Annotated in this window: 22 protein-coding genes; 14 read left to right on the top strand and 8 right to left on the bottom strand. The window is 68.5% G+C overall.

Features of this window, described 5'->3' with window-relative positions:
* Positions 1-104: 104 nt before the first annotated feature.
* Complete coding sequence (locus tag ON21_RS35020) at positions 105-923, bottom strand: glycosyltransferase family 2 protein (RefSeq protein WP_039805325.1); 819 nt, start codon at positions 921-923, stop codon at positions 105-107.
* 260 nt (positions 924-1,183) lie between these two features.
* Here ON21_RS35020 and ON21_RS35015 point away from each other — a divergent pair, with 260 nt between their 5' ends.
* The 11 genes from ON21_RS35015 (at position 1,184) to ON21_RS34970 (ending at position 13,765) form a co-directional block, all read left to right on the top strand.
* Complete coding sequence (locus ON21_RS35015) at positions 1,184-2,260, top strand: glycosyltransferase family 4 protein (RefSeq protein WP_245562873.1); 1,077 nt, start codon at positions 1,184-1,186, stop codon at positions 2,258-2,260.
* Complete coding sequence (locus ON21_RS35010) at positions 2,257-3,387, top strand: glycosyltransferase family 4 protein (protein WP_039805324.1); 1,131 nt, start codon at positions 2,257-2,259, stop codon at positions 3,385-3,387. The genes ON21_RS35015 and ON21_RS35010 overlap by 4 nt, the downstream gene beginning before the upstream one ends.
* A gap of 146 nt (positions 3,388-3,533) precedes the next feature.
* Complete coding sequence (locus ON21_RS35005; protein WP_051021819.1) at positions 3,534-4,805, top strand: lipopolysaccharide biosynthesis protein; 1,272 nt, start codon at positions 3,534-3,536, stop codon at positions 4,803-4,805.
* Positions 4,802-5,818 (top strand): CgeB family protein, encoded by a 1,017-nt coding sequence (locus ON21_RS35000; protein ID WP_039805322.1) that lies wholly within the window; start codon positions 4,802-4,804, stop codon positions 5,816-5,818. The genes ON21_RS35005 and ON21_RS35000 overlap by 4 nt, the downstream gene beginning before the upstream one ends.
* Before the next feature lie 83 nt (positions 5,819-5,901).
* Positions 5,902-6,258: a hypothetical protein gene (locus tag ON21_RS40530; protein WP_051021802.1), complete on the top strand. Its 357-nt coding sequence runs from the start codon at positions 5,902-5,904 to the stop codon at positions 6,256-6,258.
* Positions 6,242-7,168, top strand: coding sequence for a hypothetical protein (locus ON21_RS34995; protein WP_051021801.1), 927 nt, complete (start codon positions 6,242-6,244; stop codon positions 7,166-7,168). The genes ON21_RS40530 and ON21_RS34995 overlap by 17 nt, the downstream gene beginning before the upstream one ends.
* An 11-nt stretch (positions 7,169-7,179) precedes the next feature.
* Positions 7,180-8,445 (top strand): Wzz/FepE/Etk N-terminal domain-containing protein, encoded by a 1,266-nt coding sequence (locus ON21_RS34990; RefSeq protein WP_039805463.1) that lies wholly within the window; start codon positions 7,180-7,182, stop codon positions 8,443-8,445.
* Positions 8,442-9,800, top strand: coding sequence for a glycosyl hydrolase family 28-related protein (locus ON21_RS34985; RefSeq protein WP_039805320.1), 1,359 nt, complete (start codon positions 8,442-8,444; stop codon positions 9,798-9,800). Before ON21_RS34990 ends, ON21_RS34985 begins: the two co-directional genes overlap by 4 nt.
* Entirely contained in the window at positions 9,797-11,131 is a 1,335-nt protein-coding gene (locus tag ON21_RS36430) for a GNAT family N-acetyltransferase (protein WP_051021800.1), read from the top strand. Before ON21_RS34985 ends, ON21_RS36430 begins: the two co-directional genes overlap by 4 nt.
* Positions 11,132-11,306: 175 nt before the next feature.
* Positions 11,307-12,674 carry a glutamate-1-semialdehyde 2,1-aminomutase gene (locus ON21_RS34975; RefSeq protein WP_051021799.1) on the top strand — a complete coding sequence of 456 codons (1,368 nt, stop codon included), beginning with the start codon at positions 11,307-11,309 and terminating at the stop codon, positions 12,672-12,674.
* Complete coding sequence (locus ON21_RS34970; protein WP_039805319.1) at positions 12,671-13,765, top strand: glycosyltransferase; 1,095 nt, start codon at positions 12,671-12,673, stop codon at positions 13,763-13,765. The genes ON21_RS34975 and ON21_RS34970 overlap by 4 nt, the downstream gene beginning before the upstream one ends.
* On the opposite strand, the gene ON21_RS34965 is transcribed toward ON21_RS34970, so the two are convergent.
* The 6 genes from ON21_RS34965 to ON21_RS34940 all read right to left on the bottom strand — a co-directional run bounded on the left by ON21_RS34965 (position 13,759) and on the right by ON21_RS34940 (position 21,405).
* Positions 13,759-15,006 carry an MAB_1171c family putative transporter gene (locus tag ON21_RS34965; protein ID WP_039805317.1) on the bottom strand — a complete coding sequence of 416 codons (1,248 nt, stop codon included), beginning with the start codon at positions 15,004-15,006 and terminating at the stop codon, positions 13,759-13,761. The genes ON21_RS34970 and ON21_RS34965 overlap by 7 nt on opposite strands.
* 1 nt (position 15,007) lies before the next feature.
* Entirely contained in the window at positions 15,008-15,319 is a 312-nt protein-coding gene (locus ON21_RS40525; protein WP_245562863.1) for a hypothetical protein, read from the bottom strand.
* Between the two features lie 261 nt (positions 15,320-15,580).
* A complete protein-coding gene (locus ON21_RS34955) occupies positions 15,581-18,856 on the bottom strand; it encodes a protein kinase domain-containing protein (protein ID WP_039805313.1) in 3,276 nt (1,091 codons plus the stop codon).
* Positions 18,857-19,013: 157 nt separating this feature from the next.
* Positions 19,014-19,463 carry a Zn-ribbon domain-containing OB-fold protein gene (locus tag ON21_RS34950; protein WP_083881097.1) on the bottom strand — a complete coding sequence of 150 codons (450 nt, stop codon included), beginning with the start codon at positions 19,461-19,463 and terminating at the stop codon, positions 19,014-19,016.
* 152 nt (positions 19,464-19,615) lie between these two features.
* Positions 19,616-20,083, bottom strand: coding sequence for a hypothetical protein (locus ON21_RS34945; RefSeq protein ID WP_039805311.1), 468 nt, complete (start codon positions 20,081-20,083; stop codon positions 19,616-19,618).
* Positions 20,084-20,118: 35 nt separating this feature from the next.
* On the bottom strand, positions 20,119-21,405 hold the full coding sequence (locus tag ON21_RS34940; protein ID WP_039805309.1) for a PucR family transcriptional regulator: 1,287 nt from the start codon (positions 21,403-21,405) through the stop codon (positions 20,119-20,121).
* A 192-nt stretch (positions 21,406-21,597) separates the two neighbouring features.
* Between ON21_RS34940 and ON21_RS34935 the strand changes: the two genes are divergently transcribed.
* Positions 21,598-24,405 carry an aminotransferase class I/II-fold pyridoxal phosphate-dependent enzyme gene (locus tag ON21_RS34935; protein ID WP_051021817.1) on the top strand — a complete coding sequence of 936 codons (2,808 nt, stop codon included), beginning with the start codon at positions 21,598-21,600 and terminating at the stop codon, positions 24,403-24,405.
* On the opposite strand, the gene ON21_RS34930 is transcribed toward ON21_RS34935, so the two are convergent.
* Positions 24,364-25,110 (bottom strand): TetR/AcrR family transcriptional regulator, encoded by a 747-nt coding sequence (locus ON21_RS34930; RefSeq protein ID WP_083881095.1) that lies wholly within the window; start codon positions 25,108-25,110, stop codon positions 24,364-24,366. The genes ON21_RS34935 and ON21_RS34930 overlap by 42 nt on opposite strands.
* A 98-nt stretch (positions 25,111-25,208) precedes the next feature.
* Between ON21_RS34930 and ON21_RS34925 the strand changes: the two genes are divergently transcribed.
* Together ON21_RS34925 and ON21_RS34920 are read left to right on the top strand one after the other, a co-directional pair.
* Positions 25,209-26,072, top strand: a complete 864-nt coding sequence (locus tag ON21_RS34925; protein ID WP_039805307.1) for an NmrA family NAD(P)-binding protein — start codon at positions 25,209-25,211, stop codon at positions 26,070-26,072.
* A 249-nt stretch (positions 26,073-26,321) separates the two neighbouring features.
* On the top strand, positions 26,322-26,600 hold the full coding sequence (locus ON21_RS34920; protein WP_039805305.1) for a hypothetical protein: 279 nt from the start codon (positions 26,322-26,324) through the stop codon (positions 26,598-26,600).
* The last annotated feature ends 86 nt before the right edge of the window (positions 26,601-26,686 follow it).

Genomic DNA, 26,686 nt, shown 5'->3' with positions numbered 1-26,686 from the left:
CGCCGATGGTCGTGGCTGTCCTGCCGGTACGCGGCGGCACCGCGGATGTCGACGGCACGAGTTCGACGGTGGACGCTACCCGGCAGAAGCAACCGCGATCGTGCTCAGCGGCCGACCGTGGCCCGCGCGCGCACCCGCAGCCGCGTCCCCAACGCCCGGACCAGACGCAGGTCACCAGCCAGCACATCGGCCGGACGCACGAGGTCCGGGTGATCGGCGCCCAGGCGATGATGGAATCGCAGCTGCTCGGTGAGCTTGCTACGGGTAGAGGTACGACTGCACAGGTTGAACGAGGAGTTCCGCCACGCGGCCACGATGTCGCCGAGCCCGACGAAAGCGCCGCGGCTGCCGACGCGGGCGAACAGGTCCACATCCATCGGAAACACCAAGTCGCCGCGCAGTCCGCCGACGGCGTCGTAGTCGGTGCGCCGGAACATGGCGGCCGCGGTGGGGCCGAAGTCGGCCGGCCCGCGACGCACGATCACCCGGGCCAGTTGGCGGCTGCCGTGCCTGCCGACCAGCTGCGGCAGCCCCAGTCCCGTTTCGAGGATGTCGCCGGACTCGTCGATCACGTCGAACCTGCCCGCGCACAACGCGACCGCGTTGTCGTCGAATTCAGCCGACTGCGCGGCGAGGGCGCCGGGACGCAGGATGTCGTCGGCGCAGACCACCTTCACGAGGTCCCCCGTGGATTCCCGGATCGCCCGGTCCCAATTGGCGCCGATCGGCAGTACCCGATCGTTGCGCAGCACACGCACGCGCGGATCGCGCCGCGCTCGCGCGATGTCACCGGTGCGGTCGGTGCTCGCGTTGTCGAGGATCACGACTTCGAAATCGAGATCTTGGGCCAGCACCGAGTCCAGCGTCGCGGACAGAGTCCTTTCCGCGTTGTAGGCCGGCACGCACACCGACAGTTTCCGCATCCCAAGCTGCCCCTTTGTCAGAATCGCGATCGGACATTGCCTCGTAATTGCCGAAACTATGCCACATTTCGCCGCGAGTTGGCATCTGGATGCGGAATTCCCAGTGCTGGATATCGGTTACCGCACATCTGCGCGACCAGGATGAATCCGGTGGGCAGCCTTATACTTTCCGGCCGTGAAGGAGTTCGGCAGACGACTCCGCGGTGCGGCGTACGGGACGAGGGGATCGGGTCATGACTGGCGCTTCCCGCGCGGTGAAGGTGCACATGACCGGATCGGAATGGTTCGGCGCCGCGCCCGGCGGCCTGGGCCGATATTTCACGGACTTGCACGGCGCTTTACTGGATATTCCAGGGGTTTCGATGTCGGCCGCCGCGTTCGGCCCGCCCGACCGGACGCATGGCGGGACCCGGTCGTGGGGGCCGGTCGGCGGCTCGACACTGCGCCGCGCCCGCACCGCGTTCTGCGCTCGCGACGCGTTGGACCGCGGCACCGTCGTGGATCGCCACTTCTGCCTCTACGGCCCGGCCGCCCGGGACCGGCGTGGTCGCCGGCTACCACTCGTCGTGCATTTCCACGGCCCGTGGGCGGCGGAAAGCCGAATGCACGGACAGCATCCCGTCGCGGCCTTCGCCAAATACCTCATAGAACGTTTGCGATACGTTTGCGCGGATCGTTTCGTTGTGCTCTCCGAACACTTCCGCAACGTGCTGTGCGACGACTATCGCATCGCGCCCGGTCGCATCGAGGTGATCGCGCCCGGGGTCGATCTCACCCGGTTCCGTGCCGCCCCGGTCCCCGCATCTGCGCCGGTCGTGCTCTGCGTGCGGCGGCTGGAGCGCCGGATGGGGATCGATGTGTTGCTGCGCGCCTGGCCCGGGGTGCTCGCCGAGCACCCGGAGGCTCGTCTGGTCATCGTCGGAACCGGCAGCGCCGAGGCGGATCTCCGGCGCGGAGCCACCGAGGGTGGGCTCGACGGCAGCGTCGAGTTCACCGGCCGGATTCCCGACCATGAGCTGGCCGCCCGCTACACCTCCGCCGCGCTCACCGTGGTGCCGACCATAGCCCTGGAGGGATTCGGCCTGATCGCCCTCGAGTCCCTCGCCGCGGGCCGAGCGCCGGTGGTCACCCGGTGCGGCGGTTTGCCCGACGCCGTGCAGGGCCTGGATCCGTCGCTGATCGTGCCGCCCGACGACCCCACCGCGCTCGCGGCTCGGATCAGCGCGGCGATCGCGGGCGGTCGGCCCACACCGGCGCAATGCCGCGCCCACGCGGAAACTTTCAGCTGGCAGGTCGCCGCGCGGCGCCACGCGGCGCTGTACCGGGAGCTCGCATGAGCGGACCCGCGGTCTTCCTCGGCCACACCGCCGCGCCCTCCGGGGCCGAATTGGCCACCCTGCGGCTGCTGCGCACGCTGCGGACGCAGGGCACCGAAGTGGCGCTGGTGTGCACCGAGGACGGCCCGGTGCCGGCCCGCGCGCGCGACGCTGGGATCGAAACCCGCGTCGTGACTGGCCGATTCGACAGCCGGGCGATGACCACGGGATCCGGTCCGTTGCGGCTGGTCACCGGGTTTCTCGCGCTGCTGCGGCTGGGCTGGTCGGTCGGAGGCGCGGTCCGCGAGCTGGGCGCTCGGGTATTGGTCGCGGAGAGCAGCAAAGCGCTCGTGCTGGGGGCGGTGGCGGCCCGCCGCGCGCGGGTGCCGCTCGTCTGGCAGGTCCACGACCGAGTTTCCCGGGACTACTTCGGCTTGCTCCCGGCGATCACCATCCGGCTGCTTGCCGCCCTGGTCTGCCGGGGACTGCTCGCCAACAGTCACGGCACCCGTGCCACGCTGCCCGCGCGTATCCCGGTGGCCGTCGCCTATCCGGGTGTCGCCCTGCCCGCCGTACCGCCGCCGCCGCGCGGCCGTGCGGCCGCCGAGGCGGTGGTGGTCGTCGTGGGACGGCTGAGCCCCTGGAAAGGCCAGGACGTGTTCCTGCGAGCTTTGGCGGCGGTGCCGACCCGGCCTGCTGCGGTGTATCTCGTCGGCGGGACGTTCTTCGACGAACAGCCGTTCCGGCAGTACCTGGAACGACTCGCCGACGAACTCGGCCTGGCCGTGACCTTCACCGGTCACGTCGACGACCCCGACCGGTACCTCGCCGAGGCCGACGTGCTCGTCCACTGCTCGGTACTTCCCGAGCCGTTCGGGCAGGTGGTCGTGGAGGGTATGGCCGCGGGCTGCGCGGTGATCGCGGCGGTGCCCGGAGGGCCGGCCGAGATCATCGACGACGGACGTACCGGCCGATTGGTGCCCGCCGGTGACGAAGCCGCCCTCACCACGGCTCTCGCCGAACTGCTCGGCGATCCGGCCGCACGCGCCCGGATCGCCGCCGCGGGCGCCGACCGCGCGCGCGACTTCGACATCCGCGCCACGGCGCAGGTGGTCACCCGCTTCCTCGACGAGGTGGCGCCGCCGTGACCGAACCCGATTACCTGGCCACGCTGACCACCGACGTCTTCCCCCGGGTCGAACTGCCCCGGCCCCCGGGCGGGGTGCACCGGCGCGCCGACGGGGCGCGCGGGCCGGGAGGCGGTGGCGCGCACAGCAAGCCGAGCCGGTTCGAGGTGCTCGGCGACATCGCCCTGGTGAGTTTCGGCAGATACGGTCAGTACATCGTCACGGTCGTGACCGTGCCGCTGATCGCCCGGGTGCTCGGCGCCCACGGCCTCGGTCTGCTCGCCATCGGCATGTCGGCCTACTTCATCGGCTCGCTCGTCGTGGATCTGGGCGTCACGCAGTTCCTGTCCGCCCGCGTGCCGGAGATCAACGCACGCAAGGACACCCGGTTGCGGGAGATCAACCAGCTGCGCGGCGACTATCTGGCCATCCGGCTCACCACGGCGACGCTGTTCGGTGTCGCGCTCGCCGTGGCCGCGGCCGTGCGCGTGCCGGAAGCCGCGCTGATGGTGCTGCTCGGGCTGTTCGCCGGTGGCTTCTGGTCGCTGTCGGAGGACTGGCTGCTGATCGGTGAGGGGCGATTCGGCACCTCCACCGCGTATCAGTCCATCGGCCGGTTGTGCTATCTCGGGCTGCTGGTCGGTTTGCTTCCGCAGCTGCCGAACTCGCACATCGCCCTGCTGTGCCTACTGTTGTCCTCCGTGCCGACCGTGGCGTTGACATGGTGGGACGCCTGGCGCCGGTACGGGTCGCCTGCTCGTCCTCGCTACTACGGCGTCGTGCTGCGCCGCAGCGTGCCGGTGTTCGTCTCCCGGTTGCTGGTCACCGGCTACGGTCAGGGCGCGGCGACGCTGTATTCGACCGTGCTCGACGCCATCTCGCTCGGGCTGTACTCGGCAGGCGACCGCCTGGTGCGCGCGGTCCAATCCCTGCTCGACGCCATCGGCTTCGCGCTGCTGCCACGGATGGCCCGGCGCGGCGACGATCACGGGTTCTGGCGGCACAGCCTGCAAGCGCTGGCCGTGACCGTCGCCGTCGCCGCACTCGCTTCGGTCGGCATCTGGCTGGCCGCGCCACTGCTGATCCGGCTGGTCTTCGGTACCGAATTCGCCGCGTCCACCGGCCTGTTGCGGATCGAGGTGCTGATTCTGCCCGCCACGACGGTCACCTCCTTCATCACCACGGCCATCCTGCCGGTGCGCCAGGACACCACCGGTGTCCTGATCGGCGCTCTGCTGGGGACGCTCGTCGCCGCAGGCGCCCTGGTGCTGACCATCCGGACCCGCTCGGTGCACACCCTGGTCTACGGCCTGCTGGTGGCCGAAATCACTGTCGCCACCTGGCATCTGCTGCGGGTGCGCTTCCTGACCCGCCGCGACCGGGCCGAAGCCGACACCGTGCCGCTGCCGATCGTGCCCAGGAAGGAAATCCGACCATGAGAATTCTGTTCGTCGGCGACGACTGGCTCGGCAGCAACGCGCGTTCGCTGGCCGACGGCTTTCGTCAGGCCGGCCACGACGTGCTGGTGATCGACTCCACACCGGTGACCCTCCCGGCCAGGCTGTCGCCGCCGTGGGTGTACGCGAAGGCGACCGGTCGACGCGACCCGCGCACTGTCGAACGGGTGCACGCCAGGATCGAACGAAACGCTGCCACGTTCCGGCCCGACATGCTGTTCGTGTTCAAGGGAATCCATCTGGACCAGCAGCGACTGCTCGACGTGCCCGCCGCATCGCATGTGCACTACAGCCCGGACGACGTGTCCAATCCCGAGAACCTGACCGATGCCTATCTGGCCGCCGAATCCGGCTGGGACCTCATCGTCACCACCAAACAGCACAACGTGCCGGAGTTGCTGGCGCGTGGCGCCCGTGCCGCGGGCTTCGTGCTCAGCGCTTACGACCCGGCCTGGCATCATCCGGCGGCGCGCCGAGGCGCTGGTGACTATCTGGTCGGTTTCATCGGAGTGTGCCGACCCGACCGACGCGCCGAACTGGTGTCGCTGGCACGCCGCTACGGACCGCGCCTACTGGTCCGCGGCCCCGGCTGGCGCCGGGTTCCCGAGTTGCGCGCCACCCGCGCCGTCGTCGGCGGCGCGGTATACGGTTCCGGATACTCGGCGGCGGTCGCCGAGGTGACAGCCAATCTGGTGCTGCTGAACTCCGGCAACCGCGACACCCACACCTGCCGTACCTTCGAGGTGCCCGCGGCCGGTGGATTGTTCGTGGGTGAACGCACCGGCGAACACGCCGAACTGTTGCGCGACACCGTCGAGTGCTTCCTGTTCGACGGCACCGACGAACTGGTCTCGATTCTCGATTGGGTGGCCGCCCACCCGGAGCGGGCGGCCGAGGTCGCGGCGGCCGGGCACCGGCGGATCACCGCCGCAGGGCATCGTTACGTGGATCGCGCCCGGCAGATCGTCGGCCTCGCCGCGGAGGCCGGGAACTGAACGCCTACACCGATATAGCCGCCGTCGCGGCTGCACTGGTCACGGTTGCGGCGGCCGCGCTGTGGGTTCCCGGCATCGCCCGCGTGTTCTTCATCGCGCAAGCCCTGTTCTGGTCGCTGTCCTACGTGGCGCGGCCGCTGGTGCTGCTCGCGGTGCGGCCCGACCCGCACTACGGCGACAACGTCTCCGACCCCCGGCTGGCCGGACTGGGATACGACCGCGGGATCGGTCTGGTGCTCGACCACGTGGTGTTCGGCTTGTGGTGTTACGCGCTACTGGTGATCGGTTACGCGCTCTGGCGGCGGCGGCACCCCCCGAGCACCGTCCCGGCCGCGATCGCAGACCCCGGCGTGATGCCGACGCTGATCGTGCTCTACGCGCTCGGGCTGTTGGGTCGGGCGGCGTCGGTGGCCACCGGATCGCTTGGCGCGGCCGGGTGAGGTCAGCAGCGGCAACCCCCTGCTCAGCTTCGTCGCCACGTTCGCAGGGATCTCGGCGCTCGGGATGATCGTCTTCCTCCGGCCTGCCCGGCCGCAGACCACGACGCTGGTGCTCGGCGCGCTGTTCGCGGGCGAGCTGTACTGGTCGTCGGCCGTGCAGTCCAAGACACCGATCCTCGCCGCCGCACTCGCGCTGGCCGTGCGGTTCTCGATGCTCGGCTGGAACCGGCGCACCACGATCGGTGTGGCGCTGATCGGCGTGCTCGGCGTCGCCGGATTCGGCTGGCTGCAGTCGTTCAAGAACTCCGGCACGGCCGCGCTCGACGCCACCGTCGTCGACTCCCGCTACCCGGAGAACGTCCGGCCGTTCCTGAGTATCCTGCGGCGCTTCGACCTGCTCGAAGCCGCCACCGACGCCTACTTCGTCGGCCCGGGGGGCTGGCTGTCGCCCGCCGAGGTTCTCCACCACGCGAGCCTGAGCCTGATCCCGGCGCAGGTACTCGGTATCGAGAAGCTCCAATCCGGTACGGCCTGGGCGAACGACGTGCGTGGCGCGTCGGTGGATATGAGCACCGTGTCGGTGTCGCTCGCGGAGGGCAACGTGAACGAAGGCTATCTGCTCGGCGGCCAGGTCGGCGTGCTCGTCGCCGTCGTGTTCACCTTCGGGCTGCTGCTGGCGTGGGAGCGCTCGCTGTATTCGCGGTTCTTCCCGGTCCTGGTGCTGGGGCTCGCGATCACCGGCGCCTCCACCCTGTTCGAACGCGGGATTCTCGGCAGCTTCGAGAATCTCGGCAAATTCGCCCAATCGGCCGTGCTCGCCTGGTTCGTCCATCTGATCGTCACGGAATTCCGCCGCCGACCGACGCCGCTCCCGGCACCGGCGCACGCTTCAGCAGTTACGAGGACATGAGGTCGCAGTTCATGGGTTTGATCGATATCTGGCACATCGTCCGGCGGCGGTGGGTGCTGATCGCCGCCATCGCGCTGACCGTCACGGTGGCCGGCGTCTGGTACGCCTCGTCCCGCGCCGTGACATACGTGGCCAGCAGCACCATGTACGTCTCGATGGCCACCGGCACCTCGGTCAACGACTCCTACCAGGGCGGCTTGGCGGCCCAGCAGCGCGTGCGGTCCTACCTCGAACTGGCTACCAGCGCCGCCGTCGCCGAGCGGGTCGTCCACGACCAAGGGCTGACGGAATCGCCGGACGAGTTCCGCGGCCGGATCACCGCCTCGTCGCCGCCCGCCAGCACGATCCTGGAGATCGCGGTCTCCGCGCCCACCGCGCAGCGGGCGCGTGATCTCACCGACGCCACGGTCGCCCAATTCCGTGCTCTGGTCGACAGTCTCGAGTCCATCGAATCCGGCGCTGCTCCCGCCGCCCGCGTCTCGGTCGTCGACCGTGCCCGGTTACCGGCCGCTCCGTCCGGCCCCGGCACGAGCCGGTTCGTCGCCATGGGCTTGTTCGGTGGACTGCTGCTCGGCTTCGCGGCCGCGTTTCTGCGTGAACGCACCGACCGGCGTATTCGCACCAGTAGCGACCTCGCCGAGGTCGCGCCGGTCCCGGTGGTCGCCGCCTTCGACCACGGAGAATCCAGCTCCGAGGCGGCCCGGCGACTGCGTAATCACCTGCGGGGCGCCCAGATCATCGAATGCACCAGCCTCACCGACCGATCACACTCGAAGGTGGCGAACACCCTGGCGCTGGCCTTCGCCGATGCCGGTCATCCGGTGATCCTCGTCGACGCCGACACCACCGGCGACGGAAGCTCGGGCACGGTGCCCGGTCCGGGCCTCACGACGCTGCTGCGCGGCGGTGTACCGCTGGACCGGGCGATCACCGAGGACTGGGGCGGGACCGGGGTCGCGGTGCTGCCGATCGGGCACATCGAGCCGGACACCTCCGACCTGATCGCCTCGGAACACTTCGCCCATCTCATCGCCGATCTGCGCGAGCGCTACTACCGCGTGGTCATCGAGACCGCACCGGTCGGCCATGCCGCCGACGCGGTCGCCGTGGCGCCGTTGTCCGATGCCATCCTCGGCGTCGCCGATCTCGGCAGACTCACCGAACCGCAGCTGCGTACCGCCCTGACCGCGTTCGGCGCGTCCGGGCCGACCGGCGTGGTCGGCTACCACACGCCCGGATCGACGGCAGACCGACTGGTGGGATGGTTGAGGGTATGAGCGACGACATTCTCCGGCGGCGCCGCTTGCTCGCCGCGACTCTGGGTGCGGCGGCGGTACTTCCGATCGCAGCCGCCTGCGCCACCGCCGAGCCGGAGGACCCGCAGTTCCGGTCCCCCACCACCGATGCGCCTGCGGCGCGCAACGTCCGGGACTTCGGGGCCGTGGGAGACGGTATCGCCGACGACACCAAGGCTTTGGCCGCAGCCGTGGCCAAGGACCCGGACGGGCCGCTGGTGCTCTACCTGCCCGCCGGGCACTACCGGGTCGAGTCGATGCCCGATCTGCCGGACTACGCCACGATTCTCGGCGACGGCGCCGACGTCACCACGATCGTCTACGCGGGCGAGGGCACTCTGGTGCGGCTGCGCAAGCGCAGCCGAGTCCGTTTCGCCAGGCTGGGCATCTACACCACCGGTCCCGGCTCGACGGCGGTCGACCTGTCGGAATGCTTCCGCTGCTCCTTCGACGCGGTGGTACTGCGCGGCAACCACCTCAGCGACAACCATCCGCGGTACCTGAACCAGCGCGGGGTCGTGTTGCGCGACAACACCGGCGGCACCGCCTTCATCAACTGCGACATCAACAATTTCGGGATCGGACTGACCACATCCTGTATCCAGAACTACGTCACCTCCTCGAAGTTCACCAGTAATCACACCGGCGTCCTCGGCACCGGCAACGACCACAACGCCGGGCTGGCACTCACCAACGTCGAATTCGTCTCCGACCAGAACCCGCTCACCACCGATCGGCACCTGCGGATCGACGGCGCCGCCAACGACTGGTGGCTGACCAACGTGTGGTTCGAAGGAGCCGACGTCGCCGTGTCGGTCGGCGAAAACGGGCGCGGCGGGCCCGCGCAGTTCGGCATGGTCAACGCCAAGGTCGCGGCCCGTTCGGTCGGGCTCGAACTGAACTACTGCCGACAGCCGTATCTGGCGAACGTGATCTTCGACGCGGAGTCGCAGCCGCCGGGCATCCCGGTGCGCGTGGATCCGGCCGGCTGTCCGGAAGGCACCGCGGTCGGATTGATCTCGGGGATCACCGACGACATTCCCGCCCAAACGTTTCCGGCGGGCTGGACCGTCATCGGCCGCAAGGGCATGCGCACTCCGCGGTTCACCGGCACCGTGGTGTCCCAAGCGGGGCCGCACGGCGCGGACGTGTTCCAGGCACAGAGCAGCGACGGCGCCGTCCGCGCCGCGGTGACCGCCGATGGAACCTGGGTCTGCGAGCACGCCGACAACGGTCCAGTGCTCAAGGCGCCCGACGGCGGCTACTGGCGGCTCACCGTCTCCGACGACGGGAAGCTGGGCACGGTAGCGCTCGGCAGGAAGCGTCCCGGCGGATGACCCGACCCTGGCACCGCCGCATCGAAGCGCCGCCGACCGTCACCGGTCCTCTCGGGACGGCGGTGCGGTTGCGGCCGCCGCGCTTCGACGACTTCACCGAATGGCGGCGGATCCGCCTGCGTGACCGCGCGATCATGGAGCCCTACTGGGTCAGCTCGGAGCAGGACTGGCCCGACCGCCACACCGCCCGCCACTGGGTGCGCGAATGCCTCGACAACTGGGCCGGGGCACAGGCAGGGCGGCGGGTGAGCATGGTCATCGAGGTGGCCGGCCGGTTCGCCGGACAGGTCGAACTGGCCTCGATCGACGCGGCGGCGAGCAGCGCCGAGCTCGGCATCTGGATCGGCTCCGCCGTCGCGCGCGGCGGTATCGGCGCCCTTGCCCTGACCATGATGACGGACTTCGGTTTCGACAGTCTCGGCCTCATGCGAATCACCGCACCGATCGCACCCGGCAACATCGCCGCGGCCAAGACCGCGGCAACGGCGGGCCTGCGGTACGAAGCCCGGATGACCACCTATTTCGACGCCGGTGGCGAACGCCGCGACCACGAGCTGTGGGCGGTGACCCGCGCCGATCGGCCCGACCGCGGATTCACCGCCAGCTACCTGGCTCGGCAACGCCTCCACCCGATGACGACGCGACTGCCCGCCGCCCCTGCCGTCCCGCACGGGCCGCCCCGCGTGAGCATCGCAGCCGCGCGTCTGCGGTACCAGCTCTCCCGAATTCGCCGGGCGTTCAGGTGGTTGCAGGGCAGCGCCGCCATCGCCCTCTTCGACTCCGATGACCGCGGCGGGGTGCTGGTGCGGTCACGCCGTGTCTCCGACTTCCGGCAGCGCCGCGCGGCACGTATCCGCAACCGCGCGACGCTGGCACATGATCCGGACATGTCACCGGCCGCCTGGCTGCGCCGGCACTCCCTGCGCCACTGGCTGGCCGAACTCGCGGAAGCCAGGACCGGCCTGCGTTCCCGGCGAGGACTGACGCTGACGATCCTCGACGACGGCCGCTTCGTCGGGGAAGCCCGGCTGCACGGGCTGGACATGTTCGATCGCAACATCCGGCTCAGCGTCTGGACCGACGCGTCGGCCCGCCCGGAAACCCGCGCAAGCGTGCTCCGCCTGCTGGTGCGCCATGCGACCGAACGGCTCGGAATCCTGCGCATTGCCACCGCGATCCCCGTATCCGACGTCGCCGCCGCGGCTGCGGCCGCCGCGGCCGGGTTCGCCGAGGAGGGGCGGATGCGCGGGCACCTCGATGTCTTCGGACCTCGCGGCGATCACGACCTCTGGGCCTACAGTCATCCGGCCGGAACGGCTGCCCCAGGATGACGCGCCGGTCCCGTGAGTTCGGCGACCGGGCGCGCCCCGACGCATCCCGACACCTCAGGCCGGTCGCGCGACCCCCTCGACGCCGGAGCGTATCCCCGTCCGGCACTTCGCCGGCACCGCTCTGCTATCCCGGCTTCCCGCCGGTATCCTGCCCGCACCGCACACGGAGCACCAGATGACTCTGCACCCCGACCTCCCACCGCACCACGGGTTCGCCCGCAGCAACGCGCTGCAGCGTCGGCTGCACGAGCTGGTGCCGGGCGGCGCGCACACCTACGCCCGCGGAGCGGATCAATACCCCGAGCAGATGGCGCCGATATTGGTGCGCGGCAACGGATGCCGAGTCTGGGATGCCGACGGCAACCAGTACGTCGAATACGGGATGGGACTGCGTTCGGTCACCCTCGGCCATGCCTGTGCACCGGTTCTGGATGCCGTGACCGCCACGATCGCCGACGGAGTGAACTTCAGCAGGCCGACCGAGCTGGAACTGCTTGCGGCCGAGGACTTCCTGGACCTGGTTCCCGGTGCGGACATGGTCAAGTTCGCCAAGAACGGCTCCGATGCCACCACCGCCGCGGTCCGGCTGGCCCGGGCCGTGACCGGTCGCGAGCGGATCGCCGTCTGCGAGCAGCCGTTCTTCTCGGTCGACGACTGGTTCATCGCGACCACACCGATGTCGGCAGGCATCTCCGCTCATGTCGGTGCCGAAACCGTCCGATTTCCCTACAACGACGTCGACGCCCTCGCCGCGGTCCTGGCGGGCGACACCGTGGCAGCGGTCGTCATGGAGGCGGCCACCGCGACCGCGGAACCCGAGCCCGGCTATCTCCAAGCGGTACGCGCCCTGTGCGATCGGCACGGCACCCTGCTGGTGTTCGACGAGATGATCACCGGATTTCGCTGGGCCGCGGGCGGCGCACAGTCCGTCTACGGCGTGACTCCCGACCTGTCCTGCTGGGGCAAGGCCATGGGTAACGGATTCCCCATATCGGCGCTCGCCGGACGACGCGAGTACCTGGAACGTGGCGGCCTGCGCACCGCTGCCGACCGCGTGTTTCTGCTGTCCACCACGCACGGGCCGGAAACCAGCGGGCTGGCGGCCTTCCGCGCGGTCGCCGCGGCCTACCGGACCGGCGATCCGATCGTCCGAATGGAAGCGGCCGGCGCCGCACTGGCGACCGGCTTCACCGCGCTGGCAACCGAACTCGGCATCGGCGACCACCTCAGGGTCCGCGGACGCTCCTCCTGCCTGATCTTCGAAACCCTTGATTCCCACGGGAACCCATGCCAGGCATTCCGCACATTGTTCCTGCAAGAACTGCTCCAACGCGGAGTACTCGGGCAATCCTTCGTCACCTCGGCGGCACACGACCACGACGCGATCGCCGCCACCCTGTCGGCTTGCGCGGCCGCGGCCCAGGTATACCGGACCGCCCTCGAACGCGGCACCGTCGACGGACTGCTGCGCGGACGACCGGTCGCTCCCGCGATTCGCCGCACCGCCGCACCGCGGCAGATCGAAACGAGCACATCTCGATGACCACACCCCGCATCGCCATCGTCCACGAGCGGTTCACCGAATTCGGCGGATCCGAAGCCGTCGTGGGCGAGTTCGCCCGCACCTGGCCCGGCGCGGACATCTACGCCCCGATCGTCACGCCGGACGGAATCCGCCCGCCCGTCCGGCATGTCCACGACACCTGGCTTTCCCGCGCCCACACAATGACCCGCGGCCGGCACGCCCCCCTGCTGCCGTTCGTCCCCCGGTCCCTGCGTCGTATGCCGTTGCGGGGCTATGACGCCGTGGTCGTCAGCCACCACTCGTTCGCCACTCAGGCCGCATTGGCCACCGACGCGCCCGTGATCGCCTATGTACACAGCCCCGCGCGATGGGCTTGGGATCGAGAGTTCCGCATTCGTGAAACCGGCGGACGGGCCGGCCAGTTCGCCCTCGGCGCCCTGGGCGCACTGGCCCGCCGCACCGAACTGCGAGCGGCGCCGCGCCTGACCCGGGTGATCGCCAACTCGACCGCCGTCGCCGACCGGATCCACGACTGGTGGGGCCTGACCGCCACCGTGATCAATCCCCCCGTTGATGTCGACCGTTTCACTCCCGATCCCACACGTGCCCGGGAGGACTTCTTTCTCTGCGCCGGTCGCCTCGTTCCCTACAAACGCGCCGATCTCGCCATACGCGCCGCGCAACTCGCCGGCGTACGGCTGGTCGTGCTGGGCGGCGGACGCTTCCGGCCTCAGCTCGAAGCCCTCGCCGGACCCGAGACCACTTTTCTGGGCGCCACCTCTACCGACATCCTGCGGGACATGTACCAACGCTGCCGAGCCCTGCTCATGCCCGGCGTGGAAGACTTCGGCATCGTCCCGGTCGAAGCCATGGCCTGCGGTACCCCGGTACTCGCCATCGGCGCCGGCGGCGCGCTCGACACGGTACGACCGGGCACGACCGGCGAACACATCGCTCCTGGCGCCGATCCGGACGTCGTCACCCGCCTGGCCGCGGCAATGGCCGACTTCGACACCGCCCGCTACGACCCGCACATCGTCCGCGCCCACGCGGAAACGTTCGCACCACCGGCATTTCGAGCACGGATGGCCGCATACGTCGATCAGTGATCGGACGCACGGCGAATTGGGAGCACGCGCCACCGGACGAGCCGTCCGCGGTCAGGCTCGTGCGAGGTTGCGCGCCGCGGCCGATTGCGGCGCGACTTCGTCGGGCTGCGAACGTCTGACCATGCCTCGGCGAGTACGAGTAGCCGGCGCAGCTCCGCGGTGAGGTCCCGTGCCCCCGGTTGGACTCGGCGCCGGGGCGTGGATCGGCTCGCCTTCGGGGGGTGCCCGGCGGCTTTGGTGGCAATGGCCTCGGCGAGGCGGCGGGCATGGATATGTGGGTCAGCGCCGGTGGCGGCGGGATCGTCGGGGCCGGCGCTGTAGCGCTCGAGATGGAGCAGGCTGTCGCGGATCTCGACCGTCATGCGGTGCAGACGGATGGCCGGGTCCGTTCGGCCCCGCATCTCCAGGACGATCTCGGGTACGGCTGCGGTGAGGTCGGCCCACATCGGCTGCAGGCGGCGGCAGTATCGGCCGGTGCGGTCCCATCCATAGCGGGTGAGCAGGGTGCTGATCAGTGGCACCGTGACCACGGCGGGAGCGCCGACGGCCGAGAGAAGGAAGCCGCTCCATGCTTTCCAGTGCATCCCGGGATCGAAGGACGGCCGGCCTGTCACGACATCGCTGATGGCCTCGGCCGGGTATACGACCGCTACGAGCGCCATGCCCAGCGCGGTACAGAGCACCACTGCGTACAGCGCGCGTTCCTGCCAGGTGGCCTCGCCTGCGGCGCGCATCTCGCGCACACTCGCCCGGCCGACGAGCAGGGCCGTCGCGCCGAGCGGCAGGGAGAACGCGATCCAGACCACGACAGCTGGCCAGCCGAGGGCCTGGTCGATCAACTGGCCGGCGCGGCGCGCGGGCGTCCCCGCGATCAGGACGACGGTGGTGACGGTGATCGTGACGAAGTGATATCGCCGCTGCCTGCGCCACGTGTGGGCGGGATCGGCGCCCGCCCACAACGTGGCGATGCCGTAGATGTACGAGACGGCCAACACGGTTGCTCCCAAGGAGAGCTGCCGAGCGAGGTTCACCACGTCGCTGTCGTCGCCGGGCAGCAGCCAGGCCAGTGACCGTTCGAACCATGCCTCACGCAACAGGTGCTCGACGAGAGCCGCGGCGAGCGCGCGGTTGATGAGCCGGTCGACGAGGCTGTCCCGCAACAGCCACCACCGACCGGCGAGCACCGACGTGAGAACTGTCAGCACGGGCCAGGTGATCAGACCCGGGATCGGGGAGGTCATCTCATCGATGCCGGCTTCGGAAGAACGTCGAGCGGAATCGGCTCGCCGACCGTTTCGGCAGCATCGCTTCGACCAGCAGCAGGTCGGCGAAGGTTTCGGCGGCGCGCTCGCGCTCGCTGCCGTAGTCCTGGCGGCGCAGTACGCTGCGGATGGTTTCCAGCGACAGCGAGGGCATCAATTCCCGCAACGGCAGGTCGGCCGCGGCAGCATCGGGGCCGCTCGTGATCCCTCCGTGGCCGAGCAGCATGTGACCGACCTCGTGGGCGATGATGTGATCGGCATGCCATTCGGTGTCGGCCCCGTACATGATCACGTCGTCACCTTCCCGTGCGATCCACAGGCCACTTCCGGTGCCGCATCCGCTCCCCGAGAGTGCCCCGACATCGATGGGGCACAACGTGATCGGGCGCCCTCGGTACTCTGCCACCCGAGCGATGTATTCCGTTATGTCCCACGGGTGGGGGATCGGTACCAGGCGACCCAGCTCCTCGAATCGCGCGGCGAGATCCTCCATTACGCCTTCCCTCCAATGCCGATATTGCGACGAGCGTAGCCGCCGACGGCGCACGGTCGCTCATGCCTCCGAACTGTTGCGTGAGGCCGCTATCCAGGCCGCGACCTGTGTCCGCGAGGTGAAACCCAGTTTGGTCAGCACGTGCTCGACATGTCCCTGTGCGGTGCGTGGTGAGATCACCAGGCGAGCGGCGATCTCCCGGTTGGTCAAACCTTCGGCGACCAGTTCGGCGACCTCACGCTCGCGTCTGGTCAATTTGCGACCAGTGGTGTCCCTCGATGCGGGCGAGGACTGTTCGCCAAGGGCGTAGGCGATCGCGGCATCGAAATCGAGCGCGGCGCCCTCCCGATGGGCAGCGGCGTAGGCCTGCTCGCTGATAGCCGCTCGCGTTCGGCGCTCGCACTCTTCCTGAAAAGCGAGCAGCTGTGAAAACTGTGTCGGCGCAGTGCCCACGGACCGGCCGATCTTTTCGGCGGCCGCGGTCAGTACCACCACACGCTCGGCATCCCCGTGATCGGCGGCGATCCACGCCAGGGCTTGCAGGCACATGCTGATGTTCGTACGGTCGTCGACTCTCCAGCTCACTCGCAATGCCTGCGTGACGAGTCGAGTCGCCCGCACGGGTTCGCCTCGGCGCCACCACGCGACACCCAGCGCCCACAGCGCGTAGGCGGGATAGATCGTCCCTCCGTACTTTTCGGTGATGGCGAGGGCGCGCTCGTAATATTCGATGGCCCGCGCGGTGTCATCGCACAGTCCGTGTGTGAGACCGAGAAAGGTCAACGCGTCGACGCGGAAGAGGAGCGGACCACCTCTTTCGGTATACACCTGAAGGGCTTTCTCGACATACGGGCGGGCTTCGGAAGGGTTCCCACTGAACAGTGCGAGAAGTCCATCGGTGAAGTCGATGTGTGCGCGGATCAGCGGGTCGGTCGTCTGCTCGACCAGCGCGTGTCCTTCGCGTACCAGATCGGTCACCCCCGCGATGTCGCCCTGTATCGCGGCAATGAGGCAGGCGGCGTAGAACGCTGCGGCTTGGTCGACGGTGGCTCGGCCGGTGCGGCGGGCCAGCAGGCGCTCCAGCCAGTGACGCTCCTCGGCGAGAGAGCCGTGGGAGAACCTGAAGGGCAACAGAGCGCTCGCGATCCGGATGCCGGCTTCGGGGCTGTCGGATACGCAGAATTCGAGCGCTTGCCGCATGTTCCGCTCCTCCCGACGCAATCGGCCGACCCACTCGAAATCTCGCGGACTGAACAAGTCGGCATTCGCATCGAGCGCCAGCTGTTGGCACCAGTCGCGGTGGCGGCGGCAGAGTTCGAGGTATCCGCTGGTTCGCTGCGCCTTTTCGTGGCCGTAGTCGCGCACGGTGTCCAGCATTCGAAACCGCACCACGCTCCCCGACTCTTCGCGGGTGAGGATCGACTTGTCGACGAGGAACGCCACAGTATTCAAAAGGTCCTCGGCTGCCAGATCATCTCCGCAGACGTATTGGGCGGCCTCGAGGTCGAAGCTGCCTGCGAATACCGACAACTGGGCCCACACTCCTTGCTGCACCGGTGTACACAGGTCGTAGCTCCAGTCGATGCACATGCGCAACGTCTGTTGCCGCGGCGGGGCGGTCCTGCTGCCGCGGGTGAGCAAGGCGAACCGATCGGTCAAGCGTCGCAGTATCTGCTCCGGCGACATCACGCGCAACCAGGCCGTCGCGAGCTCGATCGGCAACGGCAGCCCGTCCAGCTGCCGGCAGATCCGGGCGATGGTTCGTTGGTTGCCCTCGGTGAGCTCGAACCCCGGCACCGCGGTGGCAGCCCGGTCGCCGAACAACTTCATCGCGTCGTTGCGGGTCGGGTTCCTCGGCAGCCGATCCGGGTCGGGGACCTCCAGCGGATGGATCGGCAAGACCGCTTCCCCCGCGAGGCCGATCGGCTCGCGGCTTGTCGCGAGAATCCGCAAACCAGGACACGCGCGAAGCAGCGACTCGGCCAGTTCGGCCACCGCGTCGAGCAGCTGCTCGCAATTGTCCAGCACGAGCAGCAGTGTCCGATCGGCGAGGAATTCGGCGAGTACCTCGCGTAACGGACGCACCGACCGATCCTGCAACTCCAGCGCGCTCGCGACGACGCTCACCAGCAGCGATTCGTCACGCAGCTCCCCCAGCTCCACGAACACGACACCGTCGGCGAAATCGCGTTGCGTAGTGGTGGCGACTTGCACCGCCAGGCGCGTCTTGCCCACTCCTCCGATACCGGTCAGGGTCACCAACCGCGAAGTAGACAACGAGTTCGTCGCTCGCGTCAGCTCGGTTCGTCGATCGATGAAGCTGGTCAGTTCCAGCGGAAGTCTTCCAGAACCCGAGGAGGCTCCCGCAAGTCGAAGCTGCTGAGACCCCGCCGAAGGAAACTTCTGATCGGACTCGGCCGCGGGCTCGCCTGAGAGCGGGGTGTACAAGGCCATCACATCGACGGGGAAACCGTGCCGGGTTTGAGCTGCGCGAAGTTGCTCACCCAAGTCCGCGGCGGAAGGGCGGTTGCCCGGGGCAGCGGCCATGGCGTGTTCGATGACGGCGCTGACGTCGTCGGGGATTCCGTGCGCGCGCAGGTTCGGTACCGGTTCGGAGGTGATGCGAAGGAACTGTGCCACCAACTGCTCGCCGTCGCGGCGTTCGAAAGCGGCATGGCCGGTGATCGCGGCGAACAAGGTGGCGCCGAGGCCGTAGACGTCCGCGGCAGGGCCGGCCGCCTCGCCGGCGATCACTTCCGGAGCCGTGAACGCGGGCGTTCCGGTCACGATGCCGGAACCGGTGACGAACCCGCCCCCGATATGAGCGATACCGAAATCCGCCAGCGTGGGCTCGTCGTAGTCGGTGTAGAGAACATTTCCGGGCTTGACGTCACGATGCAGGACCCCGAAGCGATGCGCCGTCTCGAGCGCCCCGGCCATTTTCACCCCGAGCCGCAGCACTTCCTCGGGGCCCAGCGGCCCGTCGCCGCGGATCCGTGCGTCCAGAGAGCCGTGCGGATAGTACGGCATGACGATGTAAGGGCGACCGGCGTCGGTGACGTCGGCGTGCAGGACGTTCACGATATTGGGATGCCCGGTCAGCCTCCCCGCGGCCCGCTGCTCGCGGAAGAACCGTGCCCGGTTGTCCTCGTCCAGATCGGCGGTGAGCACCTTGACCGCCACCACCCGGTCGAGCGAGGCCTGCCTGCAGCGATACACAGCGCCGAACCCACCCCGGCCGATCTCCACGGCGTCGGAGAACCCGGCCGCCGCCAGCTCCGCCGCGACCGAACCGGACGCATCGCGTTGCGTCGCGAATGGATCGGCATCGGTCATCGACTACACCGATTCACCCCATCCAACCCCGTGGCCAACACCACTGCACACCTCTCGATGACGTATCCCCAGGATATCGCCGGGAGGGCTACGGCGGGTCGCGCAGCAGGCCTCTCCTACCGCCGTGGGCACGGGCTGTCGCGCGATGTCGTCGCGATCACTCCCGCGCGGAGAGATGGGGCACGGATCGGCACGACGGATTTCGCGGATCGGTGCTGACCGCGAAGACCGGGAACCTGCCTTCCCTGGGATGGGGCTGGAATTGCACGCGCACCGAGCGGTCCGCAGACGCGGGGATCTCCCCTTCCAGGCAGGTGTAGACCCACGGGCCTTCGTCGAGTTCCACGATGGCGATCGTCAGCGGCACCAACCCGCCTCGCCGGTCGGTCGGGGCACGATCCACCACCCGCCACGACACGACCGAACCCGCACCCGACGACGGCACACTCTCGAGCTCGTCGGATCCGCAGGACGAACACCCGGACGTGATCGGCGCGAGCAGCTTGGCGCACCGCACGCAGCGGTAGATCATCAACATGTCGTCCGCGCACAGTTCGCTGCCGTCTCCGACGACATTCGAGATGCGTTTCACCTGGTTCGTGTGCATACGAGCCTCCCCGAGATGGTGCTGGCAAGTCGTGCTCCAGCCTGTCCCGAGAAGCCGCGTCGGGCGACGGTCAAACTACCCACGGGTATACCTATTTTTCGACTGGATCGCGCAGCCGCAGGCGCTCCGCCACCCGAGCGACAGGCACACCGTTACGGGCGCTGCGCCGTTCCCCCGCCGTTGTCGCGGGTTTCGATGGCCTTGACGGTCTTGTCGAGGGCCTGTCGCAGGACGCGTTTGCCGACGGTCCCGACCACGACTTCGAGGACCCGTCCCTTGAGGTTCTTGCCCTCACGCACGATGACGACATCCACATCGGTCTTGCCGTCTGGCCTGCGCTCGAAGGTGTAGGTGTGACCGGAGTGGCCGCCCCATACGTTCGAGTCGGTGGTCGTCATGACGACGCGCTCGGGGTTCGACCAGTCGTAGTGCAGACGTTCCCAGATGCCGTGCGAACCTTCCGTGACGTCGGCCTCACGGCGGCCCTGGTTGTGCACTTCGAGGTACTTGTCGGCGCTGTTGCCGAATACCTGCGAACGGCCGGGCCCGAAATCGGTGAGCGCGGCGACGAACTGCTCCGGAGTCGAGTTCGTCGTCTCCTTGAAGTGCATGGTGGACATTGTTTGCTCCTTCGCTTCAGGGGTTACAACAGGAGTTACGCCGGGTCCCGGCGCAACGCTGCGCCGCCGTACCACTGGCACACCAGCAACGCCATCTCGACCTCGAGCCGGTCGTCGTCTATCGGTCGACCCCGCCGCTCGATCGCTCGCGCTACCCGGTACTTCACGGAATTGAAGTGCAGGTTCATTTCCGCGGCCGCGGCCTTGTAGCTCGATCCGGTGCGCAGGAAGATCCGCAATGTCTCCCGCAGCCGCTCGTCGTTGTCGTTGTCGGTGGCCAGATCGCCGAGTACCTCGCTCACCCAGTCCCGCGCTTCGGCCATGTCACCACCCAGCAGCGCGGCGGCCGACAGCCCCGGATCGGTCGCCGAATAGACCATCGGATCCTCCGCGCCACGGGCGCGGGCGACGGCGCGCGCGGCCTGGGCGTGCCGGTGTGATCTGCGGAAACCCTCGACTCCGGTGCCGGGTGTGCCGATCGCGAAGCAGGGGGCGTCGGCGCGGTCACGGACGAACCTGCGAACGGCGCCGACCGGGTCGGCGGGCAGCGATCGGTAGGGCAACCAGGCCCAAGCGCTGACCCGATCCACGGCGGCGAACAGCGGCAGCGCCGACGTGTCCGCCGCGCGAGCCAGCTCCCGCACGAACCGCTGCATCCGGGGCAGTTCGTCACCGTCGGCGCTCAGCTCCGGGTACCACAGCACCAGCGCGAGGTGCTGCCAGCGCAGCGGGTAGCGGATCGACTCGGTCGCCGCGTCGATGTCCACGGTGCTCGTCTCGGTCAGCACTTCGCCGACCTGGAGTGCGCGGATGCTGTTCTGATTCTCCAACCACTGCTCCCGTTCACCTTGGTAGGCGGCGACGACCTGCCGGGTGATCGAGTCGATGTAGTTGAAAAGCGTCGTGGTGATGGTTTGCAGGACGTCGACGCGTTGCTGCGGCGTGATGTCGGCGGCGCGCACTTCCGCGAAGACCAGTTCGCTCATCCTTCGCTGCCCCACCCAGTAGGCGCGAATCAGCGCATTGAGCGAAACTCCGTGCTGCGCCAGACGTTTGGCGTATTCGGTGGCCGCCGTCGGCGCCTGGACGCGCGCGACGGGAATATCGTGGCGTAGGGCCTGCAACAGTGTTTCGACATTGGCTTCCACGCTGGCGCCGAGAAGTTCCCGGGAATGCGTGTCCTCGCGCAGTTCGGCTATTTCTTCCTCGAGTTTGCGCCGGATGATCGTGCCGATTTCCGTCACTCGCTCGTTCATCCGGGCGGCGATCCGTCCGATGTGCCGGCCGAGCTGGACTTCGCTATCGCGACGAAAAGTCGTCACACGGTCATTGTAGGTACCTGCTCCGCCGACGCGGGAGTATCGCGAGCGGCATTTGTTCCGACGCGACGGCTTCTCGAACCCACCTAGGAATTCGATCTACGGCGGGGCACAATGTTTGCAGGGATGTTCCAGGATGATCTGCCGGGTTCGGCAGACCACTTCGCCCACCGATCGAGGGGCGGAACTGACGACATGCACCGAAACGGCGAGCGCCCGAAAGGGCTTTCGGTTTCCGCGCTGGCGGCGGTAGCGAACCCGTCGTACTCGCGCATCGACACCTGGAACCTGCTCGACGACGCGTGCCGCCGGCTCGCCGATGTCGATCGCGCCGGGTTGGACACCACCCACGAAGCCGCCCGGGTGCGGCGCCTCCTCGATCGCCTCGGCACCTATGAGCGGTACTGGCTGTACCCGGGCCCGGCCAGACTGGCGGCGTTTCGCGAATATCTCGCCGATCTCGCAACGATGCGGCTCACCGAGGAAGTGTCGCTGGCCGTGCGCCTGCTCTCCGAGTACGGCGACCGCGCGGCCGTGTTCGACGCATCGACGCCGTTGGCCGATCAGGAACTCGTGGCGCGAGCCAAGCAGCAGCAGTTCTACACCGTCCTGCTCGGCGACGATTCCCCGCCCGAAGCTCCCGAAGGCCTGGCGGAGAGCCTCCGGGCGTTGCGCGACCCGTCGGAGGATGTGCGGTTCGAGTTGCTCGTCGTGACGAGCATCGAGGACGCGATCACCGCCGTCGCGTTGAACGGCGAGATCCAGGCGGCGATCATCCGGCACGACCTCCCGCTTCGTTCTCCCGACCGCGTCCCGTTGATGACCGCGTTGCTCGGCGCCAACGACGATGTGGTCGTGACCGACCGCACCCGCGACTGGGTCGAATGCGGTGAGTGGATCAGGAAACTGCGGCCGCACATCGACCTGTACCTGCTGACCGACGAATCGATCGCCGCGGAGACCGAGGACGAGTCGGACGTCTACGATCGGACGTTCTATCGGCTCAACGACGTCACCGACTTGTACAGCACGGTGCTCGCCGGCGTCCGCAGCCGGTTCGCCACACCGTTCTTCGACGCCCTGCGTGCCTATGCGGCCGCGCCGGTCGGCCAGTTCCACGCGCTTCCGGTCGCGCGCGGCGCCAGCATCTTCAACTCCAAGTCGCTGCAGGACATGGGCGAGTTCTACGGCCGCAACATCTTCATGGCCGAGACGTCGTCCACCTCCGGCGGGCTGGACTCACTCCTGGATCCACACGGCACGATCCGGGCGGCGATGGACAAAGCCGCCGAGACGTGGTGTGCCGATCAGACGTACTTCGTCACCAACGGAACATCCACCGCGAACAAGATCGTCATGCAGGCCCTCACCCGGCCGGGCGATATCGTGCTGATCGACCGCAACTGCCATAAATCGCACCATTACGGCTTGGTGCTGGCCGGGGCGTACCCGATGTACCTGGACGCCTACCCGCTCGAGCCCTACGCGATCTACGGAGCCGTGTCCCTGCACACCATCAAGAAGGCGCTGCTGGATCTCGAGGCGGCCGGACAACTGGACCGGGTGCGGATGCTGCTGCTGACCAACTGCACGTTCGACGGCATCGTCTACAACCCCCAGCGCGTGATGGAAGAGGTCCTCGCGATCAAGCCGGACATCTGCTTCCTGTGGGACGAGGCGTGGTACGCGTTCGCGACCGCGGTACCGTGGGCGCGACAGCGGACCGCGATGGTCGCCGCCGAGCAACTCGAATCGATGTTGTCGTCGCCCGGATATGCCGAGGAGTACCGCAAGTGGCGCGCGTCGATGCAGGGAGTCGACCGCGCCGAGTGGAGCAACCGCCGCCTGCTTCCCGACCCCGAACGCGCGCGGGTACGCGTGTACGCGACGCATTCCACCCACAAGTCGCTGTCCGCTCTCCGGCAGGCGTCGATGATCCATATCCGGGACCAGGATTTCAAAGCTCTCGCCCGCGAGACGTTCGCCGAGGCGTTTCTGACCCACACCTCGACATCGCCGAACCAGCAACTCCTGGCGTCGTTGGATCTGGCGCGCAGGCAGGTCGACATCGAGGGCTTCCAGCTGGTTCGCAACGTCTACGACATGGCGCTGGTGTTCCGGCACCGCGTCCGCAAGGACCGGCTGATCGGCAAGTGGTTCCGCATTCTCGACGAGGACGACCTGGTGCCCGACGAGTTCCGCACCTCCGAGGTGACCTCGTACCGACAGGTCAGACTGGGTGGCCTGGCCCAGTGGAACGAGGCGTGGCGGTCCGATCAGTTCGTGCTCGACCCGACGCGGGTCACCCTGTTCCTTGGCAAGACCGGCATGAACGGGTACGACTTCCGCGAGAAGATCCTGATGGATCGGTTCGGCATCCAGATCAACAAGACCTCGATCAACAGTGTGCTGTTGATCTTCACGATCGGCGTCACGTGGTCGAGCGTGCACCACCTGCTCGAGGTGCTGCGCCGGGTGGCCGCCGACTTCGAGAACAACCGGAGCGCGGCAGGCAAGGCCGATCGCGCGCTGCAACAGCGCCGGATCGACGAGATCACCAAGGATCTGCCCGCCCTGCCCGACTTCAGCGAGTTCGACAGCGCTTTCCGTCCCGACGGCGCCGTTTCCTTCGGTGACATGCGCTCGGCCTTCTACGCCGGGTACGCGGAGTCCGACCGTGAACACGTCCTGCTCGGCGACGCCGGGCGCAGGCTCGCCAAGGGGAGACCCCTGGTATCCGCCACCTTCGTCGTCCCATATCCGCCCGGTTTCCCGATACTGGTCCCGGGGCAAGTGGTTTCGAGGGAGATCTTGTATTTCCTGGCCGACCTCGACGTCAAGGAAATACACGGATACAACCCCGACCTCGGATTGTCGGTCTTCACCGAGGCCGCGCTCGCGCGGCTGACCGCGGCTCGCCACCCCGGTGCCGCTGCCTCCGACGGCGTCGGCGGGCAGCAGTCAGCCGTCGACGGCAAGGCGGTTCAGCCACTCCCGCAGTAGCTGTTGCTCCGCGCTGCTGAGAGTCGTCTGCTCGGGCAACACGGCGCGTAACGCACGGGCGGCGCCTGCCGGGCCCGCGTCCTGCACGGCCGGCTGCTGATTGGTGACGGCAGCCACCATGGACTCCCGCAATGTGGTCAACAAGGCCGGCTTACGCCGCTCTTCGGGCAGCGACAACCAGGTGAGCACTGCGCCGCGCGCCGTGGCATGGATGATCTGGGCCGCGAGTTCCTCGTCGACGCGCAGCCAGCCGCCGGCGGCCAGGCGCCGGATTCGGCCCATCAGGATCTCCATGCCGGCCTTGAACGCGGCCGAGGTCTTTCCGACAGGTTCGGTGTACATCAAGGTGTACAGCGCGGGATTGGCCAATCCGAACTCGACCGCGACGTCCCAGCCCGCTCTGAGGTCCTCGATGGGGTCGCGCGGGTCGGGGTCGACATGCTTGGTGGCGAGAAACGCGGCGAAACCGTGCTCGGCCACCGCGTCGAGCAGCCCGTCCTTGTCGCCGAACAGCCGGTAGATGGCCGGCGGCTGCAAGCCCGCCGCATCAGCGACCGCGCGAGTGGTGACCGCGTCGCGGCCCCCGCGCGTCAGCAGGTCGATGGCGGCCTCGACGACCCGCTGCCGGGTCTGCTCACGGCCCGGGATCGAGGTGCCGGAATCGCCGGTAGTGGCGTCGTCACTGCCGCCTGCGCGCGATGTCATATATCAACGATACCGCTTCGTTGGTTCCATCGTTAGTATCGATGATAACGTTCGATTGATTCCATTGGAAACAACAGATCGAGCCACGGGAGTGCATCATGATCATCGTGACCGGAGCGACCGGACAGCTGGGGCGTCAAATCGTCGAGAGGCTGCTCACGCGCGTGCCGGCGAACCGAGTCGGCGTCAGCGTCCGTGATCCGCGAAAGGCGCAGGCGTTCGCCGAGCGAGGGGTTCGGGTCCGGCAGGGAAGCTTCACCGATATCGCCGGTCTCGCAGAGGCTTTCGAAGGCGCCACTCAGGTGCTCATCGTCTCCGTCGACAAAATGGGCGACGAATGCGTCGAACAGCATCGCGCCGCCATCGAAGCGGCCGTCACGGCCGGCGCCCGTCGCATCCTCTACACCAGCCAGATGGGAGCCAGCCCCTCGTCACACTTCCAGGCGTGCCGCGATCACGCCGCCACCGAGGACGCGCTGCGCGCCTGCGGCGTGCCGTTCACCTCACTCCGCAATGGCTTCTACGCCGCCAGCGCGGCCCACTTCCTCGGCCACGCGGACGAGTCCGGCCTGCTGGCGCTCCCCGCGGACGGGCCGGTCAGCTGGACCGCGCACGCCGACCTCGCCGACGCCGCCGCCGCGATCCTGGCCGACGAAGGCTGCTTCGACGGTCCCACCCCGCCGCTCACCGGGGCGCGAGCGCTCGCCTTCGACGATATCGCCGGTATCGCCACCGAGATCACGGGCAGCGCTATCACGAGGACCACCACATCCGACGACCAGTTCCGGGAACAGTTGGTGGGCCGAGGCGTTCCCGCGCGGACGGCGGAACAGCTGGTCGGCATCTTCGCCGCCAGCCGCGTCGGCGAGTTCGCCACCGTCGACCCGACACTGGCCACCTTGCTCGGACGCGAGCCCGTCGCACTGCGCACGGTGCTGCGCGAGCAACTGTCCAGCATCTGATCCGTGCGGAAGTCGGCGACGGCCTTGCGTCGGTCGCCGACTCGACGCCCGGCGTAGGGGCACGACCGGCGGGCGGTCCGGACGAATCCGCCGGAGCCGAACCTCACCTTGGTGGGTTCGAACCATGTGGAGGGTGCGTTGCCGTGCACCCTGGGTGTCCTTTCGGCTCGGTCCGGTGTCGATGAGGCTGGACAGCGTCACAACGACAGCGGGACCGCCCCGCGACACCGCCCCGAAGGAGCACCCTGTATGACCACGAACCACCGATCGACCCGCCGCTCGGCCCGCGCTCTGGCGATCGCCGCGGCGCCCGCCCTGCTGGGCATGGGCCTCTTGACGGCGGGCGTGGCCCAGGCCGGTCCGGACCCCAACCTACCGACCTGCTCCAACGTGATGTGCGGCCCGCAGACCACTCCGACTCCGAGCGGCCAGACCAACCTCACTCCTGGCACCGTGCCCAACGTCTCCCCCGGCATCCCCGCCGACCGCACCCCGGGCGCTGCCCACCGGCCGTCTCACTTCGCCTGATCGAAGGGCGGCTCCGGCTCATGATCACGGCGCCGACGTGCGGCCCCACCACTCGGCGGGGCCGCGGTGGAACTCGGCGAGTTCTT

The organism is Nocardia araoensis NBRC 100135, assembly GCF_000308435.1.
Taxonomy (GTDB): domain Bacteria; phylum Actinomycetota; class Actinomycetes; order Mycobacteriales; family Mycobacteriaceae; genus Nocardia; species Nocardia araoensis.
This window is presented reverse-complemented; position numbering and strand designations above follow the sequence as displayed.

What these genes read in the sequence shown, in the direction of transcription:
- ON21_RS35020 (WP_039805325.1), bottom strand. Translation starts at nt 923, where the DNA reads ATGCGGAAACTGTCGGTGTGCGTGCCGGCCTACAACGCGGAAAGGACT.
- ON21_RS35010 (WP_039805324.1), top strand. Translation starts at nt 2,257, where the DNA reads ATGAGCGGACCCGCGGTCTTCCTCGGCCACACCGCCGCGCCCTCCGGG.
- ON21_RS35000 (WP_039805322.1), top strand. Translation starts at nt 4,802, where the DNA reads ATGAGAATTCTGTTCGTCGGCGACGACTGGCTCGGCAGCAACGCGCGT.
- ON21_RS34990 (WP_039805463.1), top strand. Translation starts at nt 7,180, where the DNA reads ATGGGTTTGATCGATATCTGGCACATCGTCCGGCGGCGGTGGGTGCTG.
- ON21_RS34985 (WP_039805320.1), top strand. Translation starts at nt 8,442, where the DNA reads ATGAGCGACGACATTCTCCGGCGGCGCCGCTTGCTCGCCGCGACTCTG.
- ON21_RS36430 (WP_051021800.1), top strand. Translation starts at nt 9,797, where the DNA reads ATGACCCGACCCTGGCACCGCCGCATCGAAGCGCCGCCGACCGTCACC.
- ON21_RS34975 (WP_051021799.1), top strand. Translation starts at nt 11,307, where the DNA reads ATGACTCTGCACCCCGACCTCCCACCGCACCACGGGTTCGCCCGCAGC.
- ON21_RS34970 (WP_039805319.1), top strand. Translation starts at nt 12,671, where the DNA reads ATGACCACACCCCGCATCGCCATCGTCCACGAGCGGTTCACCGAATTC.
- ON21_RS34965 (WP_039805317.1), bottom strand. Translation starts at nt 15,006, where the DNA reads ATGACCTCCCCGATCCCGGGTCTGATCACCTGGCCCGTGCTGACAGTT.
- ON21_RS34955 (WP_039805313.1), bottom strand. Translation starts at nt 18,856, where the DNA reads ATGACCGATGCCGATCCATTCGCGACGCAACGCGATGCGTCCGGTTCG.
- ON21_RS34950 (WP_083881097.1), bottom strand. Translation starts at nt 19,463, where the DNA reads ATGCACACGAACCAGGTGAAACGCATCTCGAATGTCGTCGGAGACGGC.
- ON21_RS34945 (WP_039805311.1), bottom strand. Translation starts at nt 20,083, where the DNA reads ATGTCCACCATGCACTTCAAGGAGACGACGAACTCGACTCCGGAGCAG.
- ON21_RS34935 (WP_051021817.1), top strand. Translation starts at nt 21,598, where the DNA reads ATGCACCGAAACGGCGAGCGCCCGAAAGGGCTTTCGGTTTCCGCGCTG.
- ON21_RS34930 (WP_083881095.1), bottom strand. Translation starts at nt 25,110, where the DNA reads ATGACATCGCGCGCAGGCGGCAGTGACGACGCCACTACCGGCGATTCC.
- ON21_RS34925 (WP_039805307.1), top strand. Translation starts at nt 25,209, where the DNA reads ATGATCATCGTGACCGGAGCGACCGGACAGCTGGGGCGTCAAATCGTC.
- ON21_RS34920 (WP_039805305.1), top strand. Translation starts at nt 26,322, where the DNA reads ATGACCACGAACCACCGATCGACCCGCCGCTCGGCCCGCGCTCTGGCG.